Origin of the sequence: Nonomuraea sp. NPDC049607, from assembly GCF_040675375.1 — a bacterium.
Classification (GTDB): Bacteria; Actinomycetota; Actinomycetes; order Streptosporangiales; family Streptosporangiaceae; genus Nonomuraea.
Genome location: NZ_JBFAOV010000054.1, coordinates 1 through 25,859, shown reverse-complemented (window position 1 = coordinate 25,859; position 25,859 = coordinate 1). Strand labels below are relative to the sequence as shown.

The 25,859-nt window shown below is 72.5% G+C and carries 18 protein-coding genes; 10 read left to right on the top strand and 8 right to left on the bottom strand.

Annotation, left to right across the window (positions count from 1 at the left end):
- Positions 1–30 precede the first annotated feature (30 nt).
- From AB0J97_RS47910 to AB0J97_RS47890, 5 genes are all read right to left on the bottom strand, one after another.
- Entirely contained in the window at positions 31–1,983 is a 1,953-nt protein-coding gene (locus tag AB0J97_RS47910; protein ID WP_364102994.1) for an ABC transporter ATP-binding protein, read from the bottom strand.
- The gene (locus tag AB0J97_RS47905; RefSeq protein WP_364102991.1) at positions 1,980–3,716 is read right to left on the bottom strand and encodes an ABC transporter ATP-binding protein; all 1,737 of its coding nucleotides are present in this window, start codon (positions 3,714–3,716) and stop codon (positions 1,980–1,982) included. Before AB0J97_RS47905 ends, AB0J97_RS47910 begins: the two co-directional genes overlap by 4 nt.
- A complete protein-coding gene (locus AB0J97_RS47900) occupies positions 3,716–4,339 on the bottom strand; it encodes a helix-turn-helix domain-containing protein (RefSeq protein WP_364102988.1) in 624 nt (207 codons plus the stop codon). The genes AB0J97_RS47905 and AB0J97_RS47900 overlap by 1 nt, the downstream gene beginning before the upstream one ends.
- A gap of 69 nt (positions 4,340–4,408) precedes the next feature.
- The gene (locus AB0J97_RS47895; protein ID WP_364102985.1) at positions 4,409–6,121 is read right to left on the bottom strand and encodes an MFS transporter; all 1,713 of its coding nucleotides are present in this window, start codon (positions 6,119–6,121) and stop codon (positions 4,409–4,411) included.
- A 124-nt stretch (positions 6,122–6,245) separates the two neighbouring features.
- Positions 6,246–6,548 (bottom strand): 4a-hydroxytetrahydrobiopterin dehydratase, encoded by a 303-nt coding sequence (locus AB0J97_RS47890; protein WP_364102982.1) that lies wholly within the window; start codon positions 6,546–6,548, stop codon positions 6,246–6,248.
- A gap of 112 nt (positions 6,549–6,660) precedes the next feature.
- Here AB0J97_RS47890 and AB0J97_RS47885 point away from each other — a divergent pair, with 112 nt between their 5' ends.
- From AB0J97_RS47885 to AB0J97_RS47850, 8 genes are all read left to right on the top strand, one after another.
- Entirely contained in the window at positions 6,661–7,821 is a 1,161-nt protein-coding gene (locus AB0J97_RS47885) for an NAD(P)/FAD-dependent oxidoreductase (protein ID WP_364102979.1), read from the top strand.
- A gap of 228 nt (positions 7,822–8,049) precedes the next feature.
- Positions 8,050–9,183, top strand: a complete 1,134-nt coding sequence (locus tag AB0J97_RS47880) for an FAD-binding oxidoreductase (protein WP_364102976.1) — start codon at positions 8,050–8,052, stop codon at positions 9,181–9,183.
- Between the two features lie 70 nt (positions 9,184–9,253).
- Positions 9,254–12,292, top strand: a complete 3,039-nt coding sequence (locus AB0J97_RS47875) for an amino acid adenylation domain-containing protein (RefSeq protein WP_364102973.1) — start codon at positions 9,254–9,256, stop codon at positions 12,290–12,292.
- A gap of 26 nt (positions 12,293–12,318) precedes the next feature.
- On the top strand, positions 12,319–13,302 hold the full coding sequence (locus AB0J97_RS47870; RefSeq protein ID WP_357709800.1) for an aldo/keto reductase: 984 nt from the start codon (positions 12,319–12,321) through the stop codon (positions 13,300–13,302).
- Positions 13,287–14,021, top strand: coding sequence for a sulfotransferase family protein (locus AB0J97_RS47865; protein WP_364102970.1), 735 nt, complete (start codon positions 13,287–13,289; stop codon positions 14,019–14,021). Before AB0J97_RS47870 ends, AB0J97_RS47865 begins: the two co-directional genes overlap by 16 nt.
- 9 nt (positions 14,022–14,030) lie before the next feature.
- Positions 14,031–14,870 (top strand): family 3 encapsulin nanocompartment shell protein, encoded by an 840-nt coding sequence (locus AB0J97_RS47860; RefSeq protein WP_357709804.1) that lies wholly within the window; start codon positions 14,031–14,033, stop codon positions 14,868–14,870.
- Positions 14,871–14,964: 94 nt separating this feature from the next.
- Positions 14,965–16,533, top strand: a complete 1,569-nt coding sequence (locus AB0J97_RS47855) for an AMP-binding protein (RefSeq protein WP_357709806.1) — start codon at positions 14,965–14,967, stop codon at positions 16,531–16,533.
- A 1-nt stretch (position 16,534) separates the two neighbouring features.
- Complete coding sequence (locus AB0J97_RS47850) at positions 16,535–17,926, top strand: DHA2 family efflux MFS transporter permease subunit (RefSeq protein ID WP_364102966.1); 1,392 nt, start codon at positions 16,535–16,537, stop codon at positions 17,924–17,926.
- A gap of 55 nt (positions 17,927–17,981) precedes the next feature.
- Here AB0J97_RS47850 and AB0J97_RS47845 read toward each other — a convergent pair whose 3' ends face one another.
- On the bottom strand, positions 17,982–19,094 hold the full coding sequence (locus AB0J97_RS47845; protein ID WP_364102962.1) for a right-handed parallel beta-helix repeat-containing protein: 1,113 nt from the start codon (positions 19,092–19,094) through the stop codon (positions 17,982–17,984).
- Positions 19,095–19,141: 47 nt separating this feature from the next.
- Positions 19,142–19,765: a GntR family transcriptional regulator gene (locus AB0J97_RS47840; protein WP_357709815.1), complete on the bottom strand. Its 624-nt coding sequence runs from the start codon at positions 19,763–19,765 to the stop codon at positions 19,142–19,144.
- Positions 19,766–19,798: 33 nt separating this feature from the next.
- On the opposite strand from AB0J97_RS47840, the gene aceE reads away from it, so the two are divergent.
- Both aceE and AB0J97_RS47830 read left to right on the top strand, forming a co-directional pair.
- A complete protein-coding gene (gene aceE / locus AB0J97_RS47835) occupies positions 19,799–22,246 on the top strand; it encodes a pyruvate dehydrogenase (acetyl-transferring), homodimeric type (protein ID WP_364102959.1) in 2,448 nt (815 codons plus the stop codon).
- Between the two features lie 102 nt (positions 22,247–22,348).
- The gene (locus tag AB0J97_RS47830; protein WP_357709819.1) at positions 22,349–23,713 is read left to right on the top strand and encodes a HAMP domain-containing sensor histidine kinase; all 1,365 of its coding nucleotides are present in this window, start codon (positions 22,349–22,351) and stop codon (positions 23,711–23,713) included.
- 144 nt (positions 23,714–23,857) lie between these two features.
- Here the strand turns inward: AB0J97_RS47830 and AB0J97_RS47825 are convergent, their stop codons facing one another.
- Positions 23,858–25,600 (bottom strand): serine/threonine-protein kinase, encoded by a 1,743-nt coding sequence (locus AB0J97_RS47825; RefSeq protein WP_364102955.1) that lies wholly within the window; start codon positions 25,598–25,600, stop codon positions 23,858–23,860.
- Positions 25,601–25,859 lie beyond the last annotated feature (259 nt).

The window sequence follows — 25,859 nt, the reverse complement described above, 5'->3', positions numbered from 1 at the left end:
GCGCGGGCGCCGTACCGGGGGACGCCGGCGTCAGTCCACCTCGGCGACCGCCTGGGCGAACTGGGCGGAGTAGAGGCGGGCGTAGGCGCCGTCCGCCGCCAGGAGGGCCTCGTGGGTGCCCTGTTCGACGATGCGGCCGTCCTCCATGACCAGGATCAGGCTGGCGTCGCGGATCGTGGACAGGCGGTGGGCGATCACGAAGCTCGTCCGGCCCTCGCGCAGCGAGCTCATCGCCCGCTGGATGAGCACCTCGGTACGGGTGTCGACCGAGCTGGTGGCCTCGTCCAGGATGAGGATCGCCGGCTCGGACAGGAACGCGCGGGCGATCGTGATGAGCTGCTTCTCGCCCGCGCTGACCGTGGCGCCCTCGTCGTCGATCACCGTGTCGTAGCCGTCGGGCAGCGTGTGCGCGATGCGGTCGACGTGGGCGGCCCGCGCGGCGGCCTCGATGCGCTCGCGGGTGGCGCCCTCGGCCCCGTAGCCGATGTTCTCGGCGATGGTGCCGCCGAACAGCCAGGTGTCCTGGAGCACCATGCCGATGTCGGCGCGCAGCTCTTCCCTGGACATGTCGGCCGTGTCGACGCCGTCGAGGGTGATGCGGCCGCCGGTCACCTCGTAGAAGCGCATGATGAGGTTGACCAGGGTCGTCTTGCCCGCTCCCGTGGGGCCGACGATGGCCACGGTCTGGCCGGGCTCCACGGTCAGCGACAGGTTCTCGATCAGCGGCCGGTCGGGGCTGTAGCGGAAGGAGACGTCCTCGAACGCCACCCGGCCCCGCAGCTCGGCCGGACGCGCGGGCTCGGCCGGCTCGGCCGACTGCTCGGGGGCGTCCAGCAGCTCGAAGACCCGCTCGGCCGAGGCGATGCCCGACTGGACGAGGTTCGCCATGCCGGCCACCTGGGTGAGCGGCTGGCTGAACTGCCGGGAGTACTGGATGAACGCCTGCACGTCGCCCAGCGAGATCGAGCCCGAGGCCACCTTGAACCCGCCCACGACGGCCACCAGCACGTAGTTGACGTTGCCGATGAACATCATCGCCGGCTGGATGACGCCGGAGATGAACTGGGCGCGGAAGCTGGAGGCGTACAGGGCCTGGTTGTGCTCCTCGAAGGTGGCGGCGGCCTCCTGCTGCCGGCCGAAGACCTTGACCAGGGTGTGGCCGCCGTACATCTCCTCGATGTGGCCGTTGAGCTTGCCGGTGGACGACCACTGCTTGATGAACTCCGGCTGCGACCGCTTGCCGATGACGGTGGTGACGTAGACCGACACGGGCACCGTGACCAGGGCGATGAGCGCCAGGATCGGCGAGATCCAGAACATCACCACCAGCACGCCCACGACGGTCAGCACCGACGAGATGAGCTGGCTCATGGTCTGCTGGAGGGTCTGGGCGATGTTGTCGGTGTCGTTGGTGGCCCGGCTGAGGATCTCGCCGCGCGGCTGGCCGTCGAAGTAGCTGAGCGGCAGCCGTCCCAGCTTGGCCTCGATCCGCTCGCGCAGCCGGGACGCCGCCCGCTGCACGACGGTCGTGGTGAGCCGGAACTGCACGATGCCGAGCAGCGCCGCCACCACGTAGATGGCCAGCACCCAGCCCAGCACGTAGGCCAGCCCGGTGAAGTCGATGCCCTGGCCGGGCACGACGTGCATCGAGGACACCATGTCGGCGAAGTTGCCCTCGCCCTTGGCGCGCAGGCCCGCCACGGCCTGCTCCTTGGTGATCCCGGCGGGCAGCCGGGCGCCGATGATGCCGGAGAAGATGAGGTCGGTGGCGTGGCCGAGGATCTTGGGGCCGATGACGGTGAGCGCCACGCTGGCGACGCCGAGGGCCAGGACGACCCCGAGCAGCGCGCGCTCGGGCCGCAACAGGCGCATCAGCTTGCGCAGCGTGCCGCCGAAGTCGAGCGCCTTCTCGGCGGGCCCGGACATCATCCTGCCCGGTCCGAAGGCGGGCTGCGGGCGGCGCGCGGGAGCCTGGGCGGTCATGCCGCGGCCTCCTGTTCGGTGAGCTGGGACAGCACGATCTCCCGGTACGTCGGGCAGGTCTCCATGAGCTCGGCGTGGTCGCCGCTGCCGACCACGCGTCCCTCGTCGAGGACCAGGATGAGGTCGGCGTCGCGGATCGTGTTCACCCGCTGGGCGACGATGACGATCGTGGCGTCGGTGATCTCCGCGGCCAGGGCGGCGCGCAGGCGGGCGTCGGTGGCGTAGTCGAGGGCGGAGAAGGAGTCGTCGAACAGGTAGATCTCCGGCCGGTGCACGAGGGTCCTGGCGATGGCCAGGCGCTGGCGCTGGCCGCCGGAGACGTTCGTGCCGCCCTGGGAGATCGGCTCGTCCAGGCCGCCGGGCATCGCCTCGACGAACTCGCGGGCCTGGGCGATCTCCAGGGCCCGCCACAGCTCCTCGTCGGTGGCGTCGGGCCGGCCGTAGCGCAGGTTGGAGGCCACGGTGCCGGAGAACAGGTAGGGCCCCTGCGGGACCAGGCCGACCGCGCGGGCCAGGGCCGCCGGGTCGAGGTCGCGCACGTTGACGCCGTCCACCAGCACGTCGCCGGCGGTCGCGTCGAACAGCCGCGGGACGAGGTTGAGCAGCGTCGTCTTGCCGCTGCCGGTGCTGCCGATGATCGCGGTGGTACGGCCGCGCCGCGCGGTGAAGCTCACCCCGGACAGCACCGGGTCCTCGGCGCCCGGGTAGCGGAAGTCCACGGACCGCAGCTCCAGCTCGCCCGCGTGGCCGTCGGGGATGACGGGCTCGGCGGGCGGGTTGACGGTCGGGTCGGTGCCGAGCACGTCCTCGATGCGCTCGGCGGAGACCTCGGCGCGCGGGATCATCATGAACATGAACATGGCCATCATCACCGACATCAGGATCTGCATCAGGTAGGAGATGACCGCGGTCAGCGCGCCGACCTGCATGGCCCCGTCGGCGATGCGCTGGCCGCCGAACCAGATGACGGCGACGCTGGAGACGTTCACGACCAGCATGACCGAGGGGAACATCAGCGCCATCAGCCGCCCGACCCGCAGCGACACGTCGGTGAGCCGTTCGTTGGCCACGCCGAAGCGCTCGCGCTCGTGCCGGTCGCGGACGAACGCCCTGATGACCCGGATGCCGATGATCTGCTCGCGCAGCACCTGGTTGATCCGGTCGATGCGCTCCTGCATGGTGCGGAACAGCGGGCGCATGCGCCAGACGACCAGGCCGACGATGACGATCATCACCGGCAGCACGACGAGCAACAGCGACGACAGCGCCGTGTCCTGGCGCAGCGCCAGCACGATGCCGCCGACGCACATGATCGGCGCGGCCACCATCATCGTGAACGTCATCAGCACGAGCAGCTGCACCTGCTGCACGTCGTTGGTGGTCCGGGTGATCAGGGACGGCGCCCCGAACCTGTTGACCTCCTGCACCGAGAAGCCCTGCACCCGGTGGAAGATCGCGGCCCGCAGGTCGCGGCCGAGGGCCATCGAGGTTCTGGCGCCGTAGTAGACGGCCACGATCGAGCAGACGATCTGGATGAACGTCACCCCGAGCATCACCAGCCCGACGCGCATGATGTAACCGGTGTCGCCGGTGACGACGCCGTGGTCGATGATGTCGGCGTTGAGTGTGGGGAGGTAGAGCGTGGCCAGTGTCTGCACGAACTGGAAGAGGACCACGAGCGTGATCTCCTTCCCGTACGGCCTGAGCTGGACCCGCAGCAGGCGTAGCAGCATCAACGGACGCTTTCTGTCGAGGGGGTGAGGGAGGGCCGCACCAGCAGCCCGTCGAGCAGGACGGAGACGATCTCCTCGTCGTCCATGTCGCCGAAGTCGCCGGACAGGCCGAAACCGCGGTGGACGCTCACCGAGACGAGCATGAGCAGCAGTTGCGCCGTGGCCATGGGCGAGCGGCGCAGGTGGTCGCGGTCAGGCTCGACGAGGGCGGCGAGCGCGGTGGTGATGCGGGTGCGGCTGGCCAGCATGTACTCGTGGAACTCGGCGTCCTCGGCCATGAGCTCGCGGGGCACGGCGAAGAGGTTGACGTTGGCCGTCATGCCCGCCCGCAGCAGCGCCGCCACTTCGCACAGCCGGGCGCGCAGCCCTTGCGTGGCGGCGATGGCGGCGAACGCGCGCTCGGCCGGACCGGGGTCGAACGCGCTCATCAGGGCCGCGCGCAGCAGCGTGGCCTTGTCGGGGAAGACGCCGAAGATCGTGCCCTCGGCCACGCCCGCGGCCTCGGCGATCTGGCGGGTGCTGACGGCGGTGCCGTGCGCGCGCAGCAGGGGGACGGTGGCCTCGATGAGGGCGGCACGGCGGTCTTCGGGCGCCATCGCGGGCACCCGTCGCCTTCTGGTCATGCGGACGAGCGTAATGAGTGAGTACTCGCTCGTTCAAATCATTATTTGTCGGGCATGCGTTGTGGCTGGTCAGCCCGCCGGCTTGTCATCGGCCAGGTTCCTGAGCCAGACGCCGACGTTCTGCATGAGCACGTCCAGCTCGCGGCGGAGCTCGGCGTTCTCGCGGCGGAGCCAGAGCAGCTCGTCCCGCTCCTCCAGGGAGAGCACGCCGGTCTCCTCCGGCTGGACCGGCCGCGGGTGGTGGCGGCCCTCGGGGGCGAGGTCGTGCGAGCGGAACGCGTCCTCCCAGGGACCGAGGGCCTCGGCGGACGCGGGAGCGGGACCGGCCGCCGGGGCGGGAGTGGGGACGGTGGTGGGGACGGACGTCGCGGCGAGGGCCGGCGCGGCGGCGGCCACGGGCTTCGGCAGCGTCAGGGTGACCAGCGCGGCGACCACCGCGACGCCGCAGCCGATCATCAGGGCGGTGCGGAAGCCGGCCTCCGACGGCAGCGTGTGGCCGCCGACCGTGACGGTGAGCTGGGCCAGGACGACGCCGATCACGGCGGCGCAGACCGAGGTGCCGATGGAGCGCATCAGGGTGTTGAAGCTGTTGGCCGAGGCGGTCTCGCTCCTCGGCACCGCGCCCATGATGAGGGCGGGCATCGCGCCGTACGCCAGGCCGACCCCGGCGCTGCCGATGCAACCGGCGATCATCAGACCCCAGCTCCAGCCCATCAGGCCGAGGGCGGCGCCGTAACCGGCCGCGATGACCAGCGCGCCGACGAACAGGCTGGTCTTGGGCCCGCGGGCGGCCGACAGCCGGGCGCCCAGCGAGGAGACCGCCATCATCATCAGCCCGGACGGCGCCATCCAGAGCCCGGCGGCCAGCATCGACTGGCCCAGGCCGTAGCCGAGCGCCGCGGGCAGTTGCAGGATCTGCATGAGGACCAGGGACTGGGCGTACATGGCGAAGCCGACGAGGATCGAGGCCAGGTTGGTGAGCAGCACCTGCGGGCGGGCGGTGGTGCGCAGGTCCACGAGCGGGTCGCGGACGCGCAGCTCCCACAGGGCCCACAGCAGGGCGAGCAGCACGGCGCCGCCGAGCAGCCCGAGGGTGGTGCCGCTCGACCAGCCCCAGTCGCCGCCCTTCGAGACGCCGAGCAGCAGGCACACTAGCGCCGCGCCCAGGCCGAACGCGCCGACGAGGTCAAGGCGGCCCCGGGCGGCGGCGGGCGTGGCCGGGACCAGCAGCCAGATCAGCACCCCGACCAGCACGCTCAGCGCGGCCGCGCCCCAGAACAGCACCCGCCAGTCGGCGTACTCGGCGACGGCGGCCGAGATCGGCAGCCCGAGCGCGCCGCCGATGCCCATGGACGAGCTCATCAGCGCGATGGCCGGGCCGACGCGCTGGGGCGGCAGCAGGTCGCGCAGCGCGCTGACGCCGAGCGGGATCATGCCGACGCCCAGCCCCTGGAGGCCGCGTCCAGTGATCATCGGGATCAGGGAGCCGGACAGCGCGCACACGACCGACCCGGCGACGAGGGGCACCGAGCAGACGAGCATCATGGTGCGCTTGCCGTAGAGGTCGCCGAGCTTGCCGATCACGGGGGTGGCGACCGCGCCGACCAGCAGCGTCACGGTGATCACCCATGACGTGTCGGCGGGGGCGGCGTGCAGCAGCCGCGGCAGCTGGCCGATGAGCGGCACCACCAGCGTCTGCATGAGCGAGCCGACGATGCCGGCGACCGCGAGCACGCTGACGATCCCGCCGCCGGAGCGCGGGCTGGGCGCGGAATGCACCATTAATCCCCCTATTGTCCGAATGCACCCTACACAGGGTGTGGCCCCTGCACAACCTGTGCAGCCTGCACACCGGGGCTCTCGCCAGGGGGGATGACGCGGCCCGTCCACCGCGGGCCGCCGGAGGTCAGCCGCGGTCCAGGGCGCCGCCGTCGAGCACCTGGTCGATGTGGGCGGCCAGTTCGACGTCGCGCTCGGTGACCCCGCCCGCGTCGCCCGTCGAGAGCCGGAAGCGGATGCCCTCCTCCGTTCGCTCGATCTCGGCCTGGTGACCCAGCGCCGCGCCCTCGTTGTGCACCGCCTCGCTGAGCCAGCCGAAGCTGTCGGGCGTGATCGGCACGTCCTTGACCAGGGCGTCGCCGTCCCGCCGCCAGCCCTCCAGCGCCGCCATGGCGGTGTCGATGTCCTCGTCGGTCAGGCGTTCGGCCATGTTCCCCCCAAAGTGCTCGTCTCCCGACGCTCGGCTACCACCGATGAGCCGCTTCACACCCGCCATGTCCCTCTATAGCGTGTAGTACTACGATTCGTAGAGGGGGCGGCTCATGCGGGTGCTGGTGGCGGGGGCGGGGATCAGCGGGCTGGCGGTCGCGCGCGGCCTGGTCGCGGACGGCCACGAGGTCGTCGTCCTGGAAGGCGCGGACGGCCTGCGCCTCGGCGGCGGCGCGATCACGCTGTGGTGCAACGGGACGGCGATCCTCGGCGACCTCGGCGTGGACCTGGCGGGCACCGGCCAGCGGCTGTCCACGTTATCCCTGCGCACGGCCCGGGGCCGCCGGATCACGGAGGTGGACCTGGAGTCCCTGACGGCCCGCTTCGGCTCGGCGCCCCGGGTGATCCCGCGCGGCTCGCTGATCAAGCTTCTGGCCGCCGGCCTCCCGGACGGCTCCGTACGGTTCGGCGCGCGCGTACGGGACCTGGAGACCGACCGCGACGGCGCGCGGGTGCGGACCGCGACGGGCGCGGAGTACGAGGCGGACCTCCTGGTGGGGGCCGACGGCGTGCGCTCGCGGGTGCGCGCGCTCGCGCTGGGCGACGGCCCCGCGGCGACCACGGGCCTGGCGATCTGGCAAGGCCTGACGCCCGCCCCCTTCGACCCCGGCCCGACCACGACCCTGATGATCGGACGGCAGGCCGACGCCGGCTTCATGAGCGCGGGCGACGGGCTCATGCAGTGGTTCTTCGAGCTGCCCTGGTCCCCGGCCGACCCTCCCGCGCGCAAGCCGGTGGAGATGCTGCGCCGCCGCTTCGCCGGTTGGGGCGCGCCGGTCGCGCGGGTCCTGGACTCGCTCTCCGACGGAGACGTCGAGCTGTTCCCGCACACCCGGCACAGGGTCCCGCGCCGCTGGGGCGCCGGGCGGTGCGTGCTGCTCGGCGACGCGGCGCATGCGATGCCGCCCGTCGGGGCGCACGGCACCAACCAGGCGCTTGAGGACGTGGCCGCGCTGACCGCCTGCCTGCGGGCCGCGCCCGCCCCGGACGCGGTCATGGACACAGTCGTGGACACAGTCGTGGACGCGTACTCGGCGCGACGCAGGCGGCGGGCGGCGCGGGCCTCGGCGGTGGCCGCGAACACGCTCGCGGCGTCGGGCCCGAGGGCGCTCATGCAGAGCGAGCCGGTGATGCGGCTGATGGCCGCCGTCCCGCCGCGCCTGGCGGCGCCGGGGTTCGCGGGTCTGCTGCGCGCCCTCAGCGACCGGATCTGACACTCGTGGCGCACGCCTGCGCCATTTCTGACATAGGGGTTGACCCCGCCGGGACGGCCTGCCACCGCCGCCGAGGCTGTGACAGGCCGGTAATCACAAGATCGTTTGCATAAATGCTTGAGTTATCGCATTTACGACCTGACTTACTCCGCATTTCGGGCAAGTCATTTTTGTCAGGACGCACAAACTGTTTGCCGAAACCCGGTGAAATGTGATCAGTTTACGGACGTGAGAGATTTTCTCATTGTCGGGGGCGGCGTCGCGGGCGCCTGCGCGGGGTTCTTCCTCGCCGGGTACGGCACCGTGACCCTGCTCGAAGCCGAACAGGTCACCGGCCACCACTCGACCGGCCGGTCGGCGGCCCTCTTCTCGGAGTACTTCGGCAACCCGGCCGTCCGGGCTCTCACGGCGGCGAGCAGGGACTTCCTCGCCGCGCCTCCTCCGGGCTTCGCCGACGTCCCGCTGCTGACCCCGCGCGGCGTGCTCGCGCTGTGCCCGTACGGCGGGGAGAAGCTGTTCGACGACGTGCTGGCCGAGGGACGGCGGGCCCCGACGCCGGCCGTGGAGATCGGCTCCGCCGAGGCCCTGGAGCACTGCCCGATCCTGCGTCCGGGCCGGTTCAGCCGCGCGATGCTGAAACCGGGCGCCATGGACATCGACGTGGACGCCCTCCACCAGGGATTCCTGCGCGGCATCCGGGCCCGGGGCGGCCAGGTCCTCACCTCCGCCCGGGTACGGGCGCTGTCGCGCACGTCCGGCGTCTGGCGGGCGGTCACCGACACGGGCGAGCACGCCGCGCCGACGCTGGTCAACGCCGCCGGGGCGTGGGCCGACGAGGTCGCCGCGCTGGCCGGGGTGCGTCCGGTGGGGCTGCGCCCGCTGCGCAGGACCGCGTTCCTGGTGGACCTGCCCGGCGGGACGGACGCCCGGTCCTGGCCGATGGTCACCGACGTGGCGGACACGTTCTACTTCAAGCCCGAGTCCGGCCGGCTGCTGGTCTCCCCCGCCGACGCCACCCTCGTGGCGCCCTGCGACGCCCGTCCCGACGACCTGGACGTCGCCGTCGGCGTGCGGCGCGTCCAGGAGGCCACGACGCTGGAGATCCGCAGCGTCCGGCACGCCTGGGCGGGGCTGCGCAGCGAGGTGGCCGACGGGACGCCGGTGATCGGGCCGGCGCCCGACGCTCCGGGGTTCGTCTGGCTGGCCGCCCTCGGCGGCTACGGGGTCCAGACGTCGCCCGAGGCGGGCCGGATCGCCGCCGCGGCGGCCATCGGCGGGACCGGCGGGACCGGCGGGACCGGCGGGGACGGTGAACCGGCGTACGCGCCGGGCCGGCTCTGGAACGACTTGGAACGCCTATGAGGAAGGCGACGGGGGCGCGTGAGGCAAGGGGACCGGTCGCCGTTCGTACATTCCTGACAGAGAGGTGGAGATGACCGGCAACACCCGCGGCTTCACCGGCCGGACGGTCGACTTCGGCCCGTTCCGTCCCGTCCCGGCGTTGATCGAGGAGCAGACCGACCGGTGCCCCGAGCGGCCGGCGGTCACCTACGACGGCAGGACCCTCACCTACAGGCAACTGGACGACCTGGTCAACGGCCTGGCGGCGACGCTGGCCGGGCACGGCGTGGGCAAGGGCGACGTGGTCGCCGCCCTGCTGGTCAACTCGCTGGAGCTGCCGGTCGCGTACCTGGCGCTGATGAAGCTGGGCGCCGCGTTCGTGCCGCTCGACCCGTCGTGGCCGGTCGAGCGGGTGCGCGACACCCTCGACGTGCTGCCGGACGGGCCGATCCTGTGCGCGGGCGGCGAGCGGCTGCCGCCGGACGCGGCCCGCCGGGCGGTCGTCGTCGGGATCGACACGATCGTCCCGACCTCCGAACGCCCGGCGGTCACCCTCGGCCCGGACGACCTGGTGTACGGCTACTTCACCTCCGGCACCACCGGGACCCCCAAGTGCGCGATGAACCGGCACGGCGGCCTGGCCAACCGGCTGCGCTTCATGACCCGCTACTTCGCCGCGACCGGCGACGACGTCGTGCTCCAGAACAGCAGGCACACCTCCGACTCCGCGCTGTGGCAGCTGTTCTGGCCGCTGACCACCGGCGGGCGCACCGTGCTGCCCGTCCAGGGCGACTTCCTCAACCTCCGGCACACCATCGACCTGATCGCCCGGTACGGCATCACCACCGCCGACTTCGTCTCCAGTGTCTTCAACGCCCTGGTCGCCATCGTGGACGGTGACCCCGCCGCCCTGGGCGCGCTGTCGTCCCTGCGCCGGCTCGTCGTCGGCAGCGAGGCGGTCAGCCCGCGCGCGGTGCACCGCCTGATGGCCCTGCTGCCCGGCCTCGACCTCACCAACGGTTACGGCCCGACCGAGGCGTCCATCGGGATGGTCTTCCACCGGGTCTCGGCGGCCGACGGCGACGCCGTCCCGCTGGGCCGCCCGATCGACAACTGCTACGCGGTCGTGGTGGACGAGGACCTGCGTCCGGTCCCCGCGGGCACGACCGGCGAGATCGCGATCGGCGGCGTCTGCCTGGGCGCGGGCTACCTGGGCGACCCGGCCGCGACGGCCAGGGCGTTCGTGGGCAACCCGTTCCCCGGCGAGATCCCCGGCGACCGCCTCTACCTCACGGGCGACCTCGGCCACCTGGACGACGACGGCCGCCTGTTCTTCGCCGGCCGCAAGGACTTCCAGGTCAAGATCCACGGCGTGCGGATCGAGCTGGGCGAGATCGCCGCGGCGGCCCAGCGCTGCCCCGGCGTGCTGCAGGCCGAGGTCCTGGTGGCCGAGCAGGCGGGGGTGAAGGCGCTGGCGCTGTTCGCCTCCGGCAGGGGCCTGACCGAGGCCGCGCTGGCCGCCGAGCTGCGCCGCACCCTGCCGCGCACCAGCGTCCCGCGCTACTTCTTCCCGCTGGCCGAGATGCCGCTGCACGACAACGGCAAGGTGGACCGCGGCCGGCTCCAGGAGATCCTCGACGGCAGGCTGGCCGAGGACACCGCGCTGCTGGCCGAGAGCGCGCCGACCGCGAGCCTGGGCGACCAGGTGCTGCGGGCGATGCGCTCGGCGCTGGGCTGGCCGGGCCTCACCGCGGAGACGCACTTCGCCGAGTCGGGCGGCGACTCCATCCAGGCCCTGTCCGTGGTCCACATGATCACCGCCGAGACCGGCGTGCGCGTGGACGTCAAGGACCTGTACGACCACCCGACGGCCGGCGCGCTGGCCCTGCTGATCGAGCGCCGGCGGCACGACCACGAGGCCATCGAGGAGGAGTCGGTGCTGATGGCGCGCGACTCCGTGGTCCCCGACGGGGAGCCCATCAGGCGCGCGTCCAGGCCGGACCGGCTGCGCACGGTGCTGGTCACCGGGGCCACCGGGTTCGTCGGCAGCCGCCTGGTGCACGAGCTGCTGGACCGCGGCGGGCTGCGGGTGTGCTGCCTGGCGCGGGCGGCCGACGACGAGGCGGCCACGGCCCGGGTGGTGGCCGCGCTCACCGAGCGGGGGTTGTGGCAGCCGCGCTTCGCCGACCGGCTGGAGGGCTACGCGGGCGACCTGTCCTTACCCGGCCTCGGGCTGGACGGCTCCACCTGGGAGCATCTGGCCCGAGCCTGCGACCTGGTGCTGCACAACGGCGCGATGGTGAACTTCCTGTTCGACTACCGCGCCCACCGCCAGGCCAACGTGCGCGGCACGATCGAGCTGGTGCGGCTGGCGATGGCCCACCATCCGGTGCCGCTGCACTACGTCTCGACGCTGGGCGCGTTGCAGACCGAGGCGCTCCACAGGGGCGAGCGCGTGCCGGAGGACTGCGACCCGGCGTCGGCCAGGCCGCCGGGCGGCGGCTACAGCCGGTCCAAGTGGATCGCCGAGCGCTACCTGGCCGAGGCCCGGCGCCGGGGCGCGCTGGTCACCGTGCTGCGGCTCGGCGAGATCATGCCGAGCGCCGACAACGGGTATCCGAACCCGGTCGCCTTCACCCATCTGCTGCTCTCGGCGTTCCTGCGGCTGGGCGTGCGTCCCGACGTCGCCACGCGCACCGACTACACGCCGGTCGACTATGTCGCCGCGCGGGTCGGGGCGGCCGTGGTCGACCCCGAGGTCTGGGGCCGTACGCTGCACGTCTTCCGCGGCGAGAGCGTCAGCATCGACGACGTGCCGGCGCGGGCGGGCGTGCCGGTCACGCCGATCCCGTGCGGCGACTTCGCGCGGCTCGTCCGCGAGACCGGCCAGGCGAGCGCGGACCGCGAGCTGATCACGCTCGCCTCGCTGCTGCCCGTCGCGGCGGACGAGGAGGAGCTGCGCCGGGCGTTCGGCGGGCTGCTGACCGACAATCCCGCGCTCTTCCGCAAGGACGAGTGCCACAGGCTCGAACAGCGATGGCGGCTCGGCGAGGGCACCCTCGACGGCCCGATCGCCGCCTACCACGCCCGGCTGGCGGGCACGGCAGGGCAGCGGGTGCCCACCGGTTGATCAGGAAAGGTCAGGAAAGGTCAGGAATGCGCTACCGCAAGATGGGAAACCTCGGCTGGGAGGTCAGCGAGGTCGGATACGGCATGTGGGGCATCGGCGGCGGCCCCGGCGGCTTCACCGGCTGGGACTACGACGTCGCCCCCCGGTGCCTCGACGAGGCGGTCGAACTGGGCTGCACCTTCTTCGACACCGCCTGGGTCTACGGCCGCGGCGTCAGCGAGCAGCTTCTCGGCGCGCTGCTGCGCCGCCACTCCGGCCACCGGCTGTACGTGGCCACGAAGATCCCCCCGAAGAACCGCGAATGGCCCCCGCGACCGGACGACACCCTCGACGACGCCTACCCCGCCGAGCACATCCGCGAGTACACCCACCGCAGCCTGGAGAACCTGGGCGTCTCGCGCATCGACCTCATGCAGTTCCACACCTGGGAGGACCGCTGGGCCCGCGACGAGCGGTGGCAGGAGGCGATCAGGGACCTCAAGAGCGAGGGCGTGATCGACGCGGTCGGCATCAGCGTCAACCGATGGGAGCCGGCCAACTGCCTCGCCGCCCTCGACACCGGCCTGATCGACGTCATCCAGGTCATCTACAACGTCTTCGACCAGGCGCCCGAGGACGAGCTGTTCGACCGGGCGCTGCGTGAGGGCGTGGGCATCATCGCCCGCGTCCCGTTCGACGAGGGCACGCTCACCGGCGCCCTGACCGCCGACAGCACGTGGCCGCCGGAGGACTGGCGCAGCACGTACTTCGGGCCGGAGAACCTGGGGCCGAGCGTCGAGCGGGCCGAACGGCTCAAGGCGGCGCTCCCCGAGGGGCTCTCGCTGCCGGAGGTCGCGCTGCGGTTCGTGCTGCACCACCCGGCGGTCAGCACGGTGATCCCCGGGATGCGCCGGCCCGAGCACGTGCGGGCCAACCTCGGCGTCTCCGACGGGCGGCCGCTCGACCCGGACCTGCTGGCCGAGCTGCGGCGGCACCGCTGGGACCGGGAGCCCGCGTGGTGGTCGGGGTGAGCGAGCCGCTGGTCGCCATGTGGGCCCACTCGCGTTCGGCCTCGACGGCGTTCCTGCGCATGATGATCGAGCGGGGCGACGTGGCCGTCCTGCACGAGCCGTTCCTCGCGCTGACCGAGGAGGGCTCGCTCGCGCTGCCGTCGCCGGACGGCGGCCGGGTGACGGCCCGCTCGGAGAAGGACCTGCTGGCCCGGCTGGCGGAGCTGGCGCGTACGCGGCCGGTGTTCGTCAAGGAGGTGCTCGACTACGAGTACCCGCACCTGTTCAAGCATCCGGAGGACCTGGCCGGGATCGCGCACACGTTCATCGTGCGCGACCCGCGGCCGACCATCGCCTCGCACTACGCCATCAAACCGGCGGTGACCTGCGACGAGATCGGCTACGAGCGGCTGTTCCGGCTGCACGAGCTGGTCCGGGAGGCCACCGGCCGGCGGCCGCTGGTGATCCGCACCGAACGGCTGATCCGCGAGCCCGCGGCGGTCGTCGAGGAGTTCTGCGCCTACACCGGCCTGCCGTTCCTGCCCGGCTCGCTCACCTGGGCCGCGGGCGACCGTCCGGAGTGGGGGCGGACCCGCCGCTGGCACCTGGACGCGAGCGGCAGCGCCGGGTTCGAGGACCGTCGCAACGTCTACACCGCGACCGTGGACAACCATCCGGCCCTGCGGGCCTTCTACGACCACCATCTCCCCTTCTACCAGCGGCTCGTCCAGCACGAATAGGGAGCATCCATGTCAGAGTCACCGGGCCGGCTGTTCGCGCGCGCCTACGCCGACGACCCCGAGCACGCGGAAGTGACCTTCGACTACACCATCACCGAGGCGCACGAGCCGACCAAGGACCGGCCCCGGCTGACCGTGCGCAACCTGCTCAGGGTCGTCCCCGTCGAGGGCGACCGGGCCCGGTTCTGGACGGAGTCGCCGCCCGGCGAGGAGGAGCGGCGGGCGGTCCGCGACTCGGACGTGCGGCGCGAGGCGGCGTTCAGGTTCGGCATGTCGGAGGCCAAGGTGCAGCCGATCCAGGCGTGGGTGCAGATCCCCGACGGCCTGGACGCCGACCCGGACGCGCTGGCCACCTTCCTCGACTACCGCCTCCTGGTACGGCTGGCCACGGCGGAGAACCTGGCCCTGACCACCGCCCTGCTGGGCCATCCGGAGATCGCCCGCCTGCCGTACGACGACTACGTCCACGGCGTGTTGTCGGCCTGCGACGAGGTCGAGCAGTCGGGCGCGACCCCGCACGCGATGATCGTCAACCCGCGCGACTACTACCACCGGCTGGTGGGCCGGGGCGGGCTGCTGGCCGAGCTGGCCGAGGGCAACGGCATGAAGGTCAGCCGCAACCGGTGGGTCGCGCCCGGGGACGCCCTGGTCGGCGACATCTCCGTGGCGGCCAGGCTGCTGGACGCGGGCCGCTCGGTGATCCGGGTGGCCGAGCCGCCGCCCGGCACGTTCGCCCGGCCCGGCGTGGCCGTCTGCGCCGAGGTGTACGAGGGCGTCGCGGTGCATCTACCGGGTTTGTTCTACCTGGTCACCCCTGCCGGGGAAAACACTGTGTTTCCCACTTCATAGCAATCGAGTAGAACGAGAACGACGAAAGGCGGTGACCGTGTCGGACGAGAGCCAGGAATTCCGGCGCAATGGTTGGTGGCGCGACGAAACCTTTTTGGACGACTTACGCCGCAACATAGTTGCATTTCCCGACAAATCAGCACTCATCAGCCGGCGGGTCGCCGACGGCGTCACCGACGTCGTCACGTACGCCGAAGTGGGCCGGATGACCGACCGCATCGCGCACGGCCTGGTCAGGCTGGGCGTGCGGCCGGGCGATTTCATCGCGATCCAGCTCCCCAACCGCAGGGAGACGCTGCCCCTCGCGCTGGCGTGCATGAAGATCGGCGCCCGCATCGCCCCGCAGATGCCCATCTACCGCCACCGCGAGCTGGACTTCATGATCCGGCTGACCGAGGCGAAGCTGTTCGTCACCACGAGCCACATCGGCCACGTGGACACGGCGGAGACCGGGATGACCCTGGCCCGGGAGATCCCGAGCCTGGAGCACGTGATCGTCGTCGGCGGCGGCGGGCCGCCCGGCTCGCTCGACTTCGACGAGCTCCTGCTCACCCCGGAACCGGGCGACCCGGCCGACATCGAGGGCCGCGAACTGGGCCCCGACGACCCGTTCCTCATCCTGTTCACCTCGGGCACGACCGGCGAGCCCAAGGGCGCCCTGCACAGCCAGAACACCCTGTACGCCGACATCAAGGGCTACGGCGAGGCGTTCGGGCTGGACGAGAGCCTGGTCATCATGACCGCCCAGACGTCGATGCACTACGTGGGTCTGGTGATGGCGTACCTGACGGCGCTGGCGCTGGGCGGCACCGCGGTCACGGCCGACGCCTGGGACGCCGGCGTCTACCTCGACCTGATGTCCGACCACGACGTCACCATGTACTACGGCTCGCCACCGTTCGCCCGGGAGATCAGCGAGGAGCAGGACGCCCGCCCGCGCAAGCTCCCAAGCCTGAGCGTCTTCGTCTCCGGCTCGGCCCCCGTCCCGCCGCACCTGGTGGAACGGGTCACCGAGACGCTGGGCGTCCGCGTGTACGCGCTGTGGGGCATGACCGAGAACGGCGGCGTCACCATGACCCGCCCGCAGGACCCGCCCGAGCGGGCCGGCGAGAGCGACGGCACGGTCATCTCCGGCATGGAGGTGCGCATCGTGGACGAGGAGAACAGACCGGTCGCCAAGGGCGAGATCGGCGCTCTCCAGGTACGCGGCGCGGCCCAGTGCCTCGGCTACTACCTGCGCGACGAGATCTACGCCAAGTCCATCACCCCGGACGGCTGGTTCGACACCGGCGACCTGGCCCGCGACGACGGCTACGGCGGCGTGCGCATCTCCGGCAGGACCAAGGACGTCATCATCGCCAACATGTGCCTCAAGCTGCCGGTCAGCGACATCGAGGCGCTGCTCGGCCGGCATCCGGCCATCCGCGACATCGCGCTCATCGGCATCCCGGACCCGGCGCTGGTCGAGCAGGTGTGCGCGGTCGTCACGCCGTCGGGCGAGCCGCCCACGCTGGAGGACCTGCGGACCTACCTCAAGGACGCCGGCGTGAACGACTGGTTCTGGCCCGAGCGCCTGGAGGTCGTGGAGGAGATGCCGCGGACCGTCACCGGCAAGATCCGCAAGGTCGAGCTGCGGGAGCGGTTCGGCGTGGCGTCGGACTGAGGTGGCCGGTTCACGGGCGCTCCCGCTCGCCGTCCTGTGCGGGAGCGCCTTCCTCGGCGCGATCGACGTGCAGCTCGCGAACATCGCCTTCCCCGACATCCTGCGCAGCTTCCCGGGCAGCAGCCTGCCCGAGCTGTCGTGGGTGTTCAACGGCTACGCGATCGTGTTCACCGCGGCGCTGCTGCCGGCGGGCGGCCTGGCCGACCGGTTCGGCGCGCGGCGGGTGTTCCTGACCGGGCTGGCGGTGTTCGTGGTCGGCGCGGCCCTGTGCGCGGTCGCGCCGTCGGCGGGGGCGCTGATCGCGGCCCGGGTCGTGCAGGGCGTGGGCGGCGGGGTGATCACGCCGCTGACGCTCGCGCTCATCCTGCCGTACTACCCGCCGGAGCGCCGGGGCACGGCGATCGGGCTGTGGAGCGCGGCGCAGTCGGTGGCCACGGCGTCGGGGCCGTCGCTGGGCGGCATGCTCGTCGGCGTCTGGGACTGGCGGACGGTGTTCTTCCTGCACCTGCCGGTCGGGGTCGCCGTGCTGGCGGGCGCCTGGCGGGTCGTGCCCAGGCAGGCGGGCGAGGCGGCCACGTCCAGGCTGCCGGACCTCGCCGGGCTGTTCCTGCTGGTGGGGGCCATCGGGTTGCCGTCGCTGGCGATCGTGCAGAGCGACGCGTGGGGGCCGGGCAGCCCCGGCACGATCGCGGCGCTGGTCGCGGGCGTCGTCGTGGCCGTGCTGTTCGTCCGGCGGGCGCGCACGCATCCCGCTCCGATCGTGGACCTGGGCGCGCTGCGGGCGCGCGGCACCCAGCGGGCCAACCTCGCGATGTTCCTGGTCGGGCTGGTGATGTTCGCGCTGCCGCTGGCCAACATCCTCTTCCTGACCGGGATCTGGGGGTACTCCGTGGCCGCGGCCGGGCTCGCCGTCACGCCGGGCGCGCTCGCCCAGGTGCTGACCGCGCCGCTGGCCGGACGGCTGGCCGCCAGGACCGGTCATCGCCCGCTCGCCCTGTGCGGGGTGGCGCTGCTGGCCCTGTCCACGGCGTACCTGGCGTTCGCGACGGGGGGCGGGCAGGCGTACCTGGCGGTGGTGCTGCCGGCGGTGGTGCTGTCGGGGGTCGCCGTGGCCGTGCTGATCACGTCGCTGAGCGGCGCGGCGGTGGCCGAGATCCCGCCCGCGCGGCTGGCCACCGGCACCGCCCTGTCGGTGACCTCGCGGGCCTGCGGGGCCGTCATCGGCGTCTCGGCGCTGGTGCTGGTGCTGTCGGGCGACCGGCTCGGGGTGGTCGGGGCGTACCAGGGGGTGTGGCTGACGATGCTGGGCCTCTGCGCGCTGGTCGCCGTCGCCGCCGCCGGTCTGCGCGCCCCTCGGGCCCCACGCGCCGAACCGGCGGCGCGCAGCGCCTGAACGCGTACGGGCCCGCCTCCCCGTCCCCGAGGCGGGCACGAACGGTCCGCGCCGCCTAGGACGCGCAGTCGAGCACGGCGCCCGCCCTCGGCGTGACCGTCCCGTAGTAGTGGACCTTCTCGCAGGGGGCGGTGTTGCCGGTGACCACGACGTCGGTGATCGCGGCGGCGTCGCCGCGGATGGCGAGGGCGTCGCGCGTGCCGGTGCCGGTCACCCGGTTCCCGGTGATCTCGACGGTGCGCAGCGGGGCTCCCGCCACGGACTTGACGTAGATCCCGCCCACGCAGTTCTCGACCTGGTTGTCGGTGATGCGCACGTTCTGGGCGTTGACCGTGGCGATGCCGTCGTAGCGGGTGTTGCGTACGACGTTGCCCTCGACGCGGACGCCGGTGTGCGGGTGGGCGGGGTCGGAGGTGTGCGAGCCGGTGAACTGGCCCCAGCCGAGCTGGGAGCCGGAGGTGTCGCAGGTGTTGCCGCTGAGCAGGATGTCCGTGCAGGGCGTCAGGTCGCTCGCGCCGCCCCAGGTGTTGTCGCCGGTCGGCAGGTCGAGCTGGACCGCCTCGCCGTGCCACAGCCCCTGGCCGGGGTCGCTGATCCAGCCCATGAGCGAGCAGCCGCGGACCGTGCCGCGCCGTACCGCGTTGAGCTCGATGCCGTGCCACCACTTGACGTTCCACATGGTGACGTTCTCGATGAGCACGTCCGAGGCGTGGATCATCGTGATGCCGTTCATCGCGGGCGCCTGGTCGAGCACGCCGCGCTGCACGAAGTCCCAGACCGGGTCCCAGCTCCCGCCCGTGACGGCGATGTTCCCGGCGCCGGAGTAGCCGCCGGTCGTCGCGCCGACGGAGTTGAGCACCATCGTGTGCTTCACGCCCGTGGCGGGGAAGCGGGAGACGATCCGGGCGTCGGTGGCGTCCAGATGGGTGTCGCGGTAGACGATGAGCGGTTCGGTCAGCAGGTAGGTGGCCTTGGGAACCTTGGCGATGTACCTGCCGGCGGCGTCCTTGGTTCCCTTGCCGTCCCTGGCGGCGTTCAGGAGCTTCTGGATCTCCGAGCCGCTGACGTAGGCGACCGACGCCGACGCCGAGGCCGATGCTGGTGCTGCGAGCGGGTGGCCGGCGAGGAGGGCCGCCGCGCTCCCCAGTAAGGTCCTTCTTGTGATCATGACCTTGAACTGTCCATCGGCGGGCGAGGACCTGTCAACCCCGGCGGTCAGTCGGGGGCGTAGGCCAGAACGTGGTCGTGGATCAGCCGTCCGAGCTGGGGGTCGTCCCGTTCGAACGCCTCGACCAGCGGTTCGTGGTCGGCGGCGTTCTCGTGCGGCCGCATCCTGAACAGCCTGATCGACACGTGCGTCCAGACCTCGACGCCGAGCGACTCCCACACCGACACCAGCAGCGCGTTGCCGGAGGCCGCCACGATCTCCCGGTGGAAGGCGACGCCGTGGCGCACCTGGTCGTCCAGGGAACCGGCGGCCGCGGCGGCGTGCAGGCGGGTCACGTGAGCGCGCAGCGCCGCCACCGGAGGGCGGCCGAGGCGGGTGGCGGTCTCCTCCAGGCCGGCCCGGACCTGGTAGACCTCGCGCAGGTCGTCGAGGGTGAAGCCGCGGACGCGGGCGCCCCTGTTGGGCGCGGACTCGACCAGCCGGAGCGCCTCCAGCTCGCGCAGCGCCTCGCGTACGGGGGCCTGGCTGACCTGGAGCTCGGCGGCCAGGCGGCGTTCGACGATCCGCTCGCCGGGCTCCCAGCGGCCGCTGATCAGGCCGTCGAGCAGCACCTTCCTGATCTCGTCGCGCAACGGCTGCCGCACCACGGGCTCCACAGATAATCCTTTCATCGGATGATCGATCATATGGTGTTTAATGGAAGCATGGAGAAAGATCTGGATCCCCAGGAGACCGCCGAATGGCTCGAATCGCTTGAGGCGGTCCGGCGGGCGGCCGGTCCCGATCGGGCCGAGTACCTGCTGCGCAGGCTAGCCACGAGCACGCGCTATCTCAACACGGTGCCCACCGCGGAGGAGCCGGCCTACCCCGGCGACCTGGACCTGGAAGAACGCGTCGCGGCCTACGACCGGTGGAACGCCGCCGTCATGGTCAGCCGGGGCAGCAAGCTCGGCCTCGGCGGCCACCTGGCCACCTACGCCTCGGCGGCCTGGCTGTACGAGGTCGGCTTCAACCACTTCTTCCACGGCGCGGACGACCAGGTCTTCTTCCAGGGGCACGCCTCCCCCGGCGTCTACGCGCGGGCGTTCCTCGAAGGGCGCCTGAGCGAGGCCCAGCTCGACCTGTTCCGGCGCGAGACGCAGGGCGGGCTGCCGTCGTACCCGCACCCCAGGGCGATGTCGGGCTTCTGGCAGTTCCCGACCGTGTCGATGGGCATCGGCCCGCTCAACGCGGTCTACCAGGCGCGCTTCAACCGCTACCTGCACAACCGCGGCATCAAGGACACCTCGCACAGCCATGTCTGGGCCTTCCTGGGTGACGGCGAGATGGACGAGCCGGAGTCCACCGCGGCGCTGACGCTGGCCGCCAGGGAGGGGCTGGACAACCTCACCTTCGTGATCAACTGTAACCTCCAGCGGCTCGACGGCCCGGTACGCGGCAACACCCGGATCGTGCAGGAGCTGGAGAGCGTCTTCAGGGGCGCGGGCTGGAACGTCGTCAAGGCGCTGTGGGGCGCCGAGTGGGACGGCCTGCTCGGCTCCGACGAGCTGGTGGCCAGGCTCGGCGAGGTGCCGGACGGCCAGTTCCAGACGTTCGCCGCCTCCGACGGCGCCTACATCAGGCAGCACCTGTTCCAGGGCCTCGACGTGCCCTGCTCCGACGACGACCTGCGGCGCATCGTCGGCGGCTCGCGCGCCGGGCACGAGCCGCGCAAGGTCTACGCCGCCTACCACAAGGCCCTCCAGCACCGGGGCGCGCCCACCGTGGTCCTCGTCCAGACGGTCAAGGGCTGGACGCTCGGCGCGGGCGTCGAGGCGCGCAACGCCAACCACCAGATGAAGAAGCTCACCCTCGACGAGTTCCGCGTCATGCGCGACCGGCTCGGCCTGCCCGTCCCCGACTCGGCGCTGGCCGGGGAGCTGCCGCCGTACCTGCACCCGGGGCCCGACTCGCCCGAGGCCAGGTATGTCGCCGAGCGCCGCCGCGAGCTGGGCGGCCCGATCCCCCACCGCACGGTCGCCCGGCGGCCGCTGCCACAGGCGGGCGAACGGCCGTTCGCGGCGCTGGCGAAGGGCTCGACGCAGCCGGTGGCCACCACCATGGCGTTCGTCCGGCTGGTCAAGGACCTGATGAAGGAGCCGGAGACCGGGCGGCGCTGGGTGCCGATCGTGCCCGACGAGGCCAGGACGTTCGGCATGGAGTCGCTGTTCCCCACGGCGAAGATCTACTCGCCGCTCGGCCAGCGGTACGAGTCCGTCGACCGGGAGCTGCTGCTGGCGTATAAGGAGGCGGTGGACGGGCAGATCCTCATCGAGGGCATCACCGAGGCCGGGTCGATGGCCTCCTTCACCGCGGCGGCCTCCAGCTACGCCACCCACGGCGAGCCGATGATCCCGTTCTACATCTTCTACTCGATGTTCGGCTGGCAGCGCACCGGCGACCAGATGTGGGCCCTGGCCGACCAGCTCGGCCGCGGCTTCCTCGTCGGCGCCACCGCCGGCCGCACCACCATGACGGGCGAGGGCCTCCAGCACGCCGACGGCCACTCCCAGCTCCTGGCCTCCGCCAACCCCGCCTGCCTGGCCTACGACCCGGCCTTCGCCTACGAGGTCGCCGTCATCGTCCGCGACGGGCTCAGGCGCATGTACGGCGAGGCGGCCGAGGACGTGTTCTACTACCTGACCGTCTACAACGAGCCGATGCCGCAGCCCGCGATGCCCGAGGGCGTCGAGGAGGGCATCCTCAAGGGCATCTACCGCTACTCCGCCGGGGGCGGCGCCGCGCACCTGCTGGCCAGCGGCACCGCCATCCACTGGGCGCTGGAGGCCCAGCGGCTGCTGGCCGAGGAGTACGGGCTGGGCGTGGACGTCTGGTCGGTCACCTCGTGGAGCGAGCTGCGGCGCGAGGCCATGTCCGCGACCGGGGTGCCGTACCTGCGTCAGGCGCTGGCCGGGACCGAGGGGCCGGTGATCGCGGTCAGCGACTGGATGCGGGCCGTGCCCGACCAGATCAGGCCGTGGATCGACCGGCCGTGGACCTCGCTCGGCACCGACGGGTTCGGGCTCTCCGACACCCGGGAGGCCGTACGCAGGCACTTCGGGGTCGACCCGCGCTCGATCGCGGACGCCGTGCTGAAGGCTGTGGAGGAGTAACGGCGAGGCCGTTTGTCCCGGCGTAACCGTATTTATCGAGGAATCTCCCTAAGTTAGGGCCTGGCGCCCCGGCCGTGTTCTTCTGATGCCGGGGGGAGACGGGTGAGAACACGGTTGCGCCGGTCGCTGCGCACGCGGCTGGCACTGCTCGCCGGCATCGCCATGTTGCTGCTGAACGTCGTCGTCAGCGGCTTCGTCATGTTCGGCATCCACGACGACGTGGCCGACGTACGCGCGAGCGAGGTGTCCGGGAAGGCCCTGCGCGTCCTTCTCATGGTCAAGCGCAACCAGCTGCCCCGCGTGCTGGAGCCCGGCGGGCTCGACGGCATCCAGGTCGTCGACCCGGCCGGGCGCGCGGTCTCCTGGACGCCCAACCTCGCCGAAGCGCCGCGCCAGACGGACCTGATCCCCCATCCCGAGCAGGCCAACTACGTCAGCAGGAGCTGCGACCTGCCCGCCTTCCCCGGTCAGTGCGAGCTCGTGGTCGCCCTGCGCGCGTTCCAGCCCGAGGGCACCTGGATCATCTACGCCTTCGACCCCGCGGTCCCCTGGTTCGTCAGCCCGCAGGTCGTGCTGTTCCAGATCGTGGTGTCGGCGCTGCTGGTCGGGCTGACCTTCTTCGGGGTGTCACGGGTCGTGGCCAGGACGCTCGCCCCCGTCAGCAGCATCACCAGGAGGCTCGCCGAGATCACCGCGGACGGCAGCGGCCTGCGGGTGCCCGTCCCGGACACCGACGACGAGATCCGGGCCCTGGCCGAGACCGCCAACCGGACGCTGGAGCGGCTGGAGACGGCGCGGACGCGCCTGGAGGCCGCGATGGAGCAGCAGCGCCGGTTCGCCGGCGACGCCTCGCACGACCTGCGCAGCCCGATCACCGCCATGCGCGCCCAGGTCGAGGAGGCCATGCTGCATCCGGACGAGACCGACTGGCGGGAGACCAGCACCCAGGTGCTGGCCAGCCTCGACCGGTTGCAGGCCATCGTCACCGACCTGCTCACCCTGACCAAGCTGGACGCCGGGGCCCCGAGCGACCACGAGCCGGTGGACCTGGGCCAGTTGGTCGCCGCCGAGACCGTCAGGCCGCGGGCCAAGCGCGTGGTCACCAGCGCGGGCGAGGGCGTGGTCGTGATGGGCGACCGGCTGCAGCTCACCCGTCTGCTGACGAACCTGCTCGACAACGCCGAGCGGCACGCCGAGACGCAGGTCACCGTGACGGTCCTGGAGGAGGACGGCCAGGCCGTCCTGGAGGTCCTGGACGACGGCGGCGGCATCGAACCGGCGCAGCGCGAGCTCGTCTTCCAGCGCTTCATCCGCCTGGACGACTCCCGCAACCGCGACGCCGGCGGCACCGGCCTCGGGCTGCCGATCGCCCGCGAGATCGCGACCGCCCACCACGGCACCCTGACCATCGAAGACTCCCCGAAGGGCGCCCGCTTCGTCCTCCGCCTCCCCCTACCCACCCCCTGACCTCCGGAGGCAGCAGGCCCGCTCGCCCCCCCAGACGCCGAGGGCCTCCTCCTGGCGCGCACCTTCCACACCGGGGGCAACACGCCCACCCGCTCCCCGCACCCGTGGGCCCCTTCCCGCGTCATGTGCAGGGGTGAGGGGTTTCTAGTGCTTGGTGTGGCCGCGGGCGAGGCCGTTGCCGTGTTTGGTCTTGGCGGACTGATGGCCGAGCTTCTTGCCCTTGCCGGGGCCGGTGCCGACCGCGGCGGGCGGCTGCGCGGGCGTCTGCGTGAGGGGCCGGCCGGACGGGCGGTGGCGGGACGGGCTCTGCTCCGGGGCACGGTCGGAGGCGCGTTCCGGGGTGCGTTCGCGTGAGACGGCGACCGCGTGCATGATCCCCGTGTGCTCGGGCGCCTGGTCCGGTGCGGGGTCGGCGTAGGAGGGCGTACGGGGGGTGGCGGGCTCGTCGCCGCTCCACGAGGTCGTGACCAGCACGCTGGTGACGAGCGCGGCCAGGGCGGTGAGCTGCCGCCAGCGCTGCGGCCTGGTCGGCTGCGGGATCGACACCGAGAACGGCAACAGCTCCCGTTGGGCGCGAAGCCCTCGTGCCGCGCCGGGCATGGTCCGGCGCACGGCGTGGTTCCGCTCCCCGGTCCTCCGCCCCACCCGGTCCCACCCCAGGGTCCTCCGGGTGCTCCCCGGACCGCCCACCTGCGAGGGGACACCCTCCGAGGTCAGCTCGGCTTCCGGGGTGAGGACGGTTTGCGGGGTGGCGGCTTGCGGGACGGGGACCGCACGCGGACCCTCGGCGCGCGCGGCGGAGGCGGCGTCCGACGCGGGCTCGGAGACGGCGGCGTCCGACGCGACAGCGGGCGCGGTGGCGGCGAACGCGGCGGCGGCGGGCGCGGGAGCGGCGGGTGTTGAGGTGGTGGGGGTGGGGGGTGAGGTGAGGGGCGGCTGCGGGGCGGTGGCCGGGGGTGGGAGGGGGGTGGCGGGGAAGAGGGTCGGGGGGAGGAGGTCGCCGGTGTGGGGTGGGGCGGCGGCCATGGGGATGGCGGCGGTGTCCTGGGGTTCCTCGTCGCGCAGCGCGGCCACCCGGGTCAGGCGCCGCCGGACCTCCCCGCCGTCGATCCGGCGGTCGGGGTCCTTCTCCAGCAGACCGGCGATGACCGGCGCGAGGGGCCCGGCCAGGTGGAACGGCGCGGGCTCGGAGGTGAGCACCGCCGTCAGGGCCGCCAGGTGGCCGCTGTGCGGGAAGGGCGACTGGCCTTCGACGGCCGCGTACAGGGTGGCGCCGAGGGACCACAGGTCGGCCTGCGGGGTCGCGTGGCCGCCGCGCAGGCGTTCCGGGGCGATGTACGCGGGCGTGCCCACCACCATGCCCGACTGGGTGATGTTGGACTGGTCGTCCAGGGTGGTGGCCAGGCCGAAGTCGGTGAGCAGGGCGTGCCGGTCGCCGTTCAGCAGGATGTTCCCGGGCTTGACGTCGCGGTGGACGATGCCGTCGGCGTGCGCCGCGCTCAGCGCCTCCAGCACCTGCAGCCCGAGGCGCGCGGTGTCGGGCACGGACAGCGGCCCGCGTTCGGCGATCACGTCGGCGAGGCTGCGCGAGGGCACGAGCTGCAGGACGATCCACGGCCGCTCGTCGGCCACCACCACGTCGTAGACGGCCGCGATGTGCGGGTGGCTCAGCCGGGCGGCCAGCCGCGCCTCCCGCATGGTACGCCCGAGCAGCCGCTCCCGCTCGGCCTCGATCGCGTTCCCGAGGGTGACCTCCTTGACCGCGACCTGCCGGTCGAGCAGCTCGTCGTGCGCCCGCCAGACCCGGCCCATGCCGCCACGGCCCAGCTCCGACAGCAGCCGGTAGCGTCCGGCCAGCAACCAGCCCGCACAGCGCGAAGGGGACATGACGCCCTGCCTACCCGATCTTCCCGCCCTCATGCAACGGCCTCACCGGCTTCGAGTCGATCCTGTGAGGCGTCCCAGGAGGGCGGGCGACCGAGGCGGGCCCGACAGGCGGCGCCCATCTCGGGAGATCGGCGCCGCCCGGAGCCGGATCGCGCGGGCGGGTCTACCCGTTCGTGGGGAAGCCGAGGTTCACCCCACCATGCGACGGGTCCAGCCACCGCGAGGTCACCACCTTGCCCCGCGTGTAGAAATGCACCCC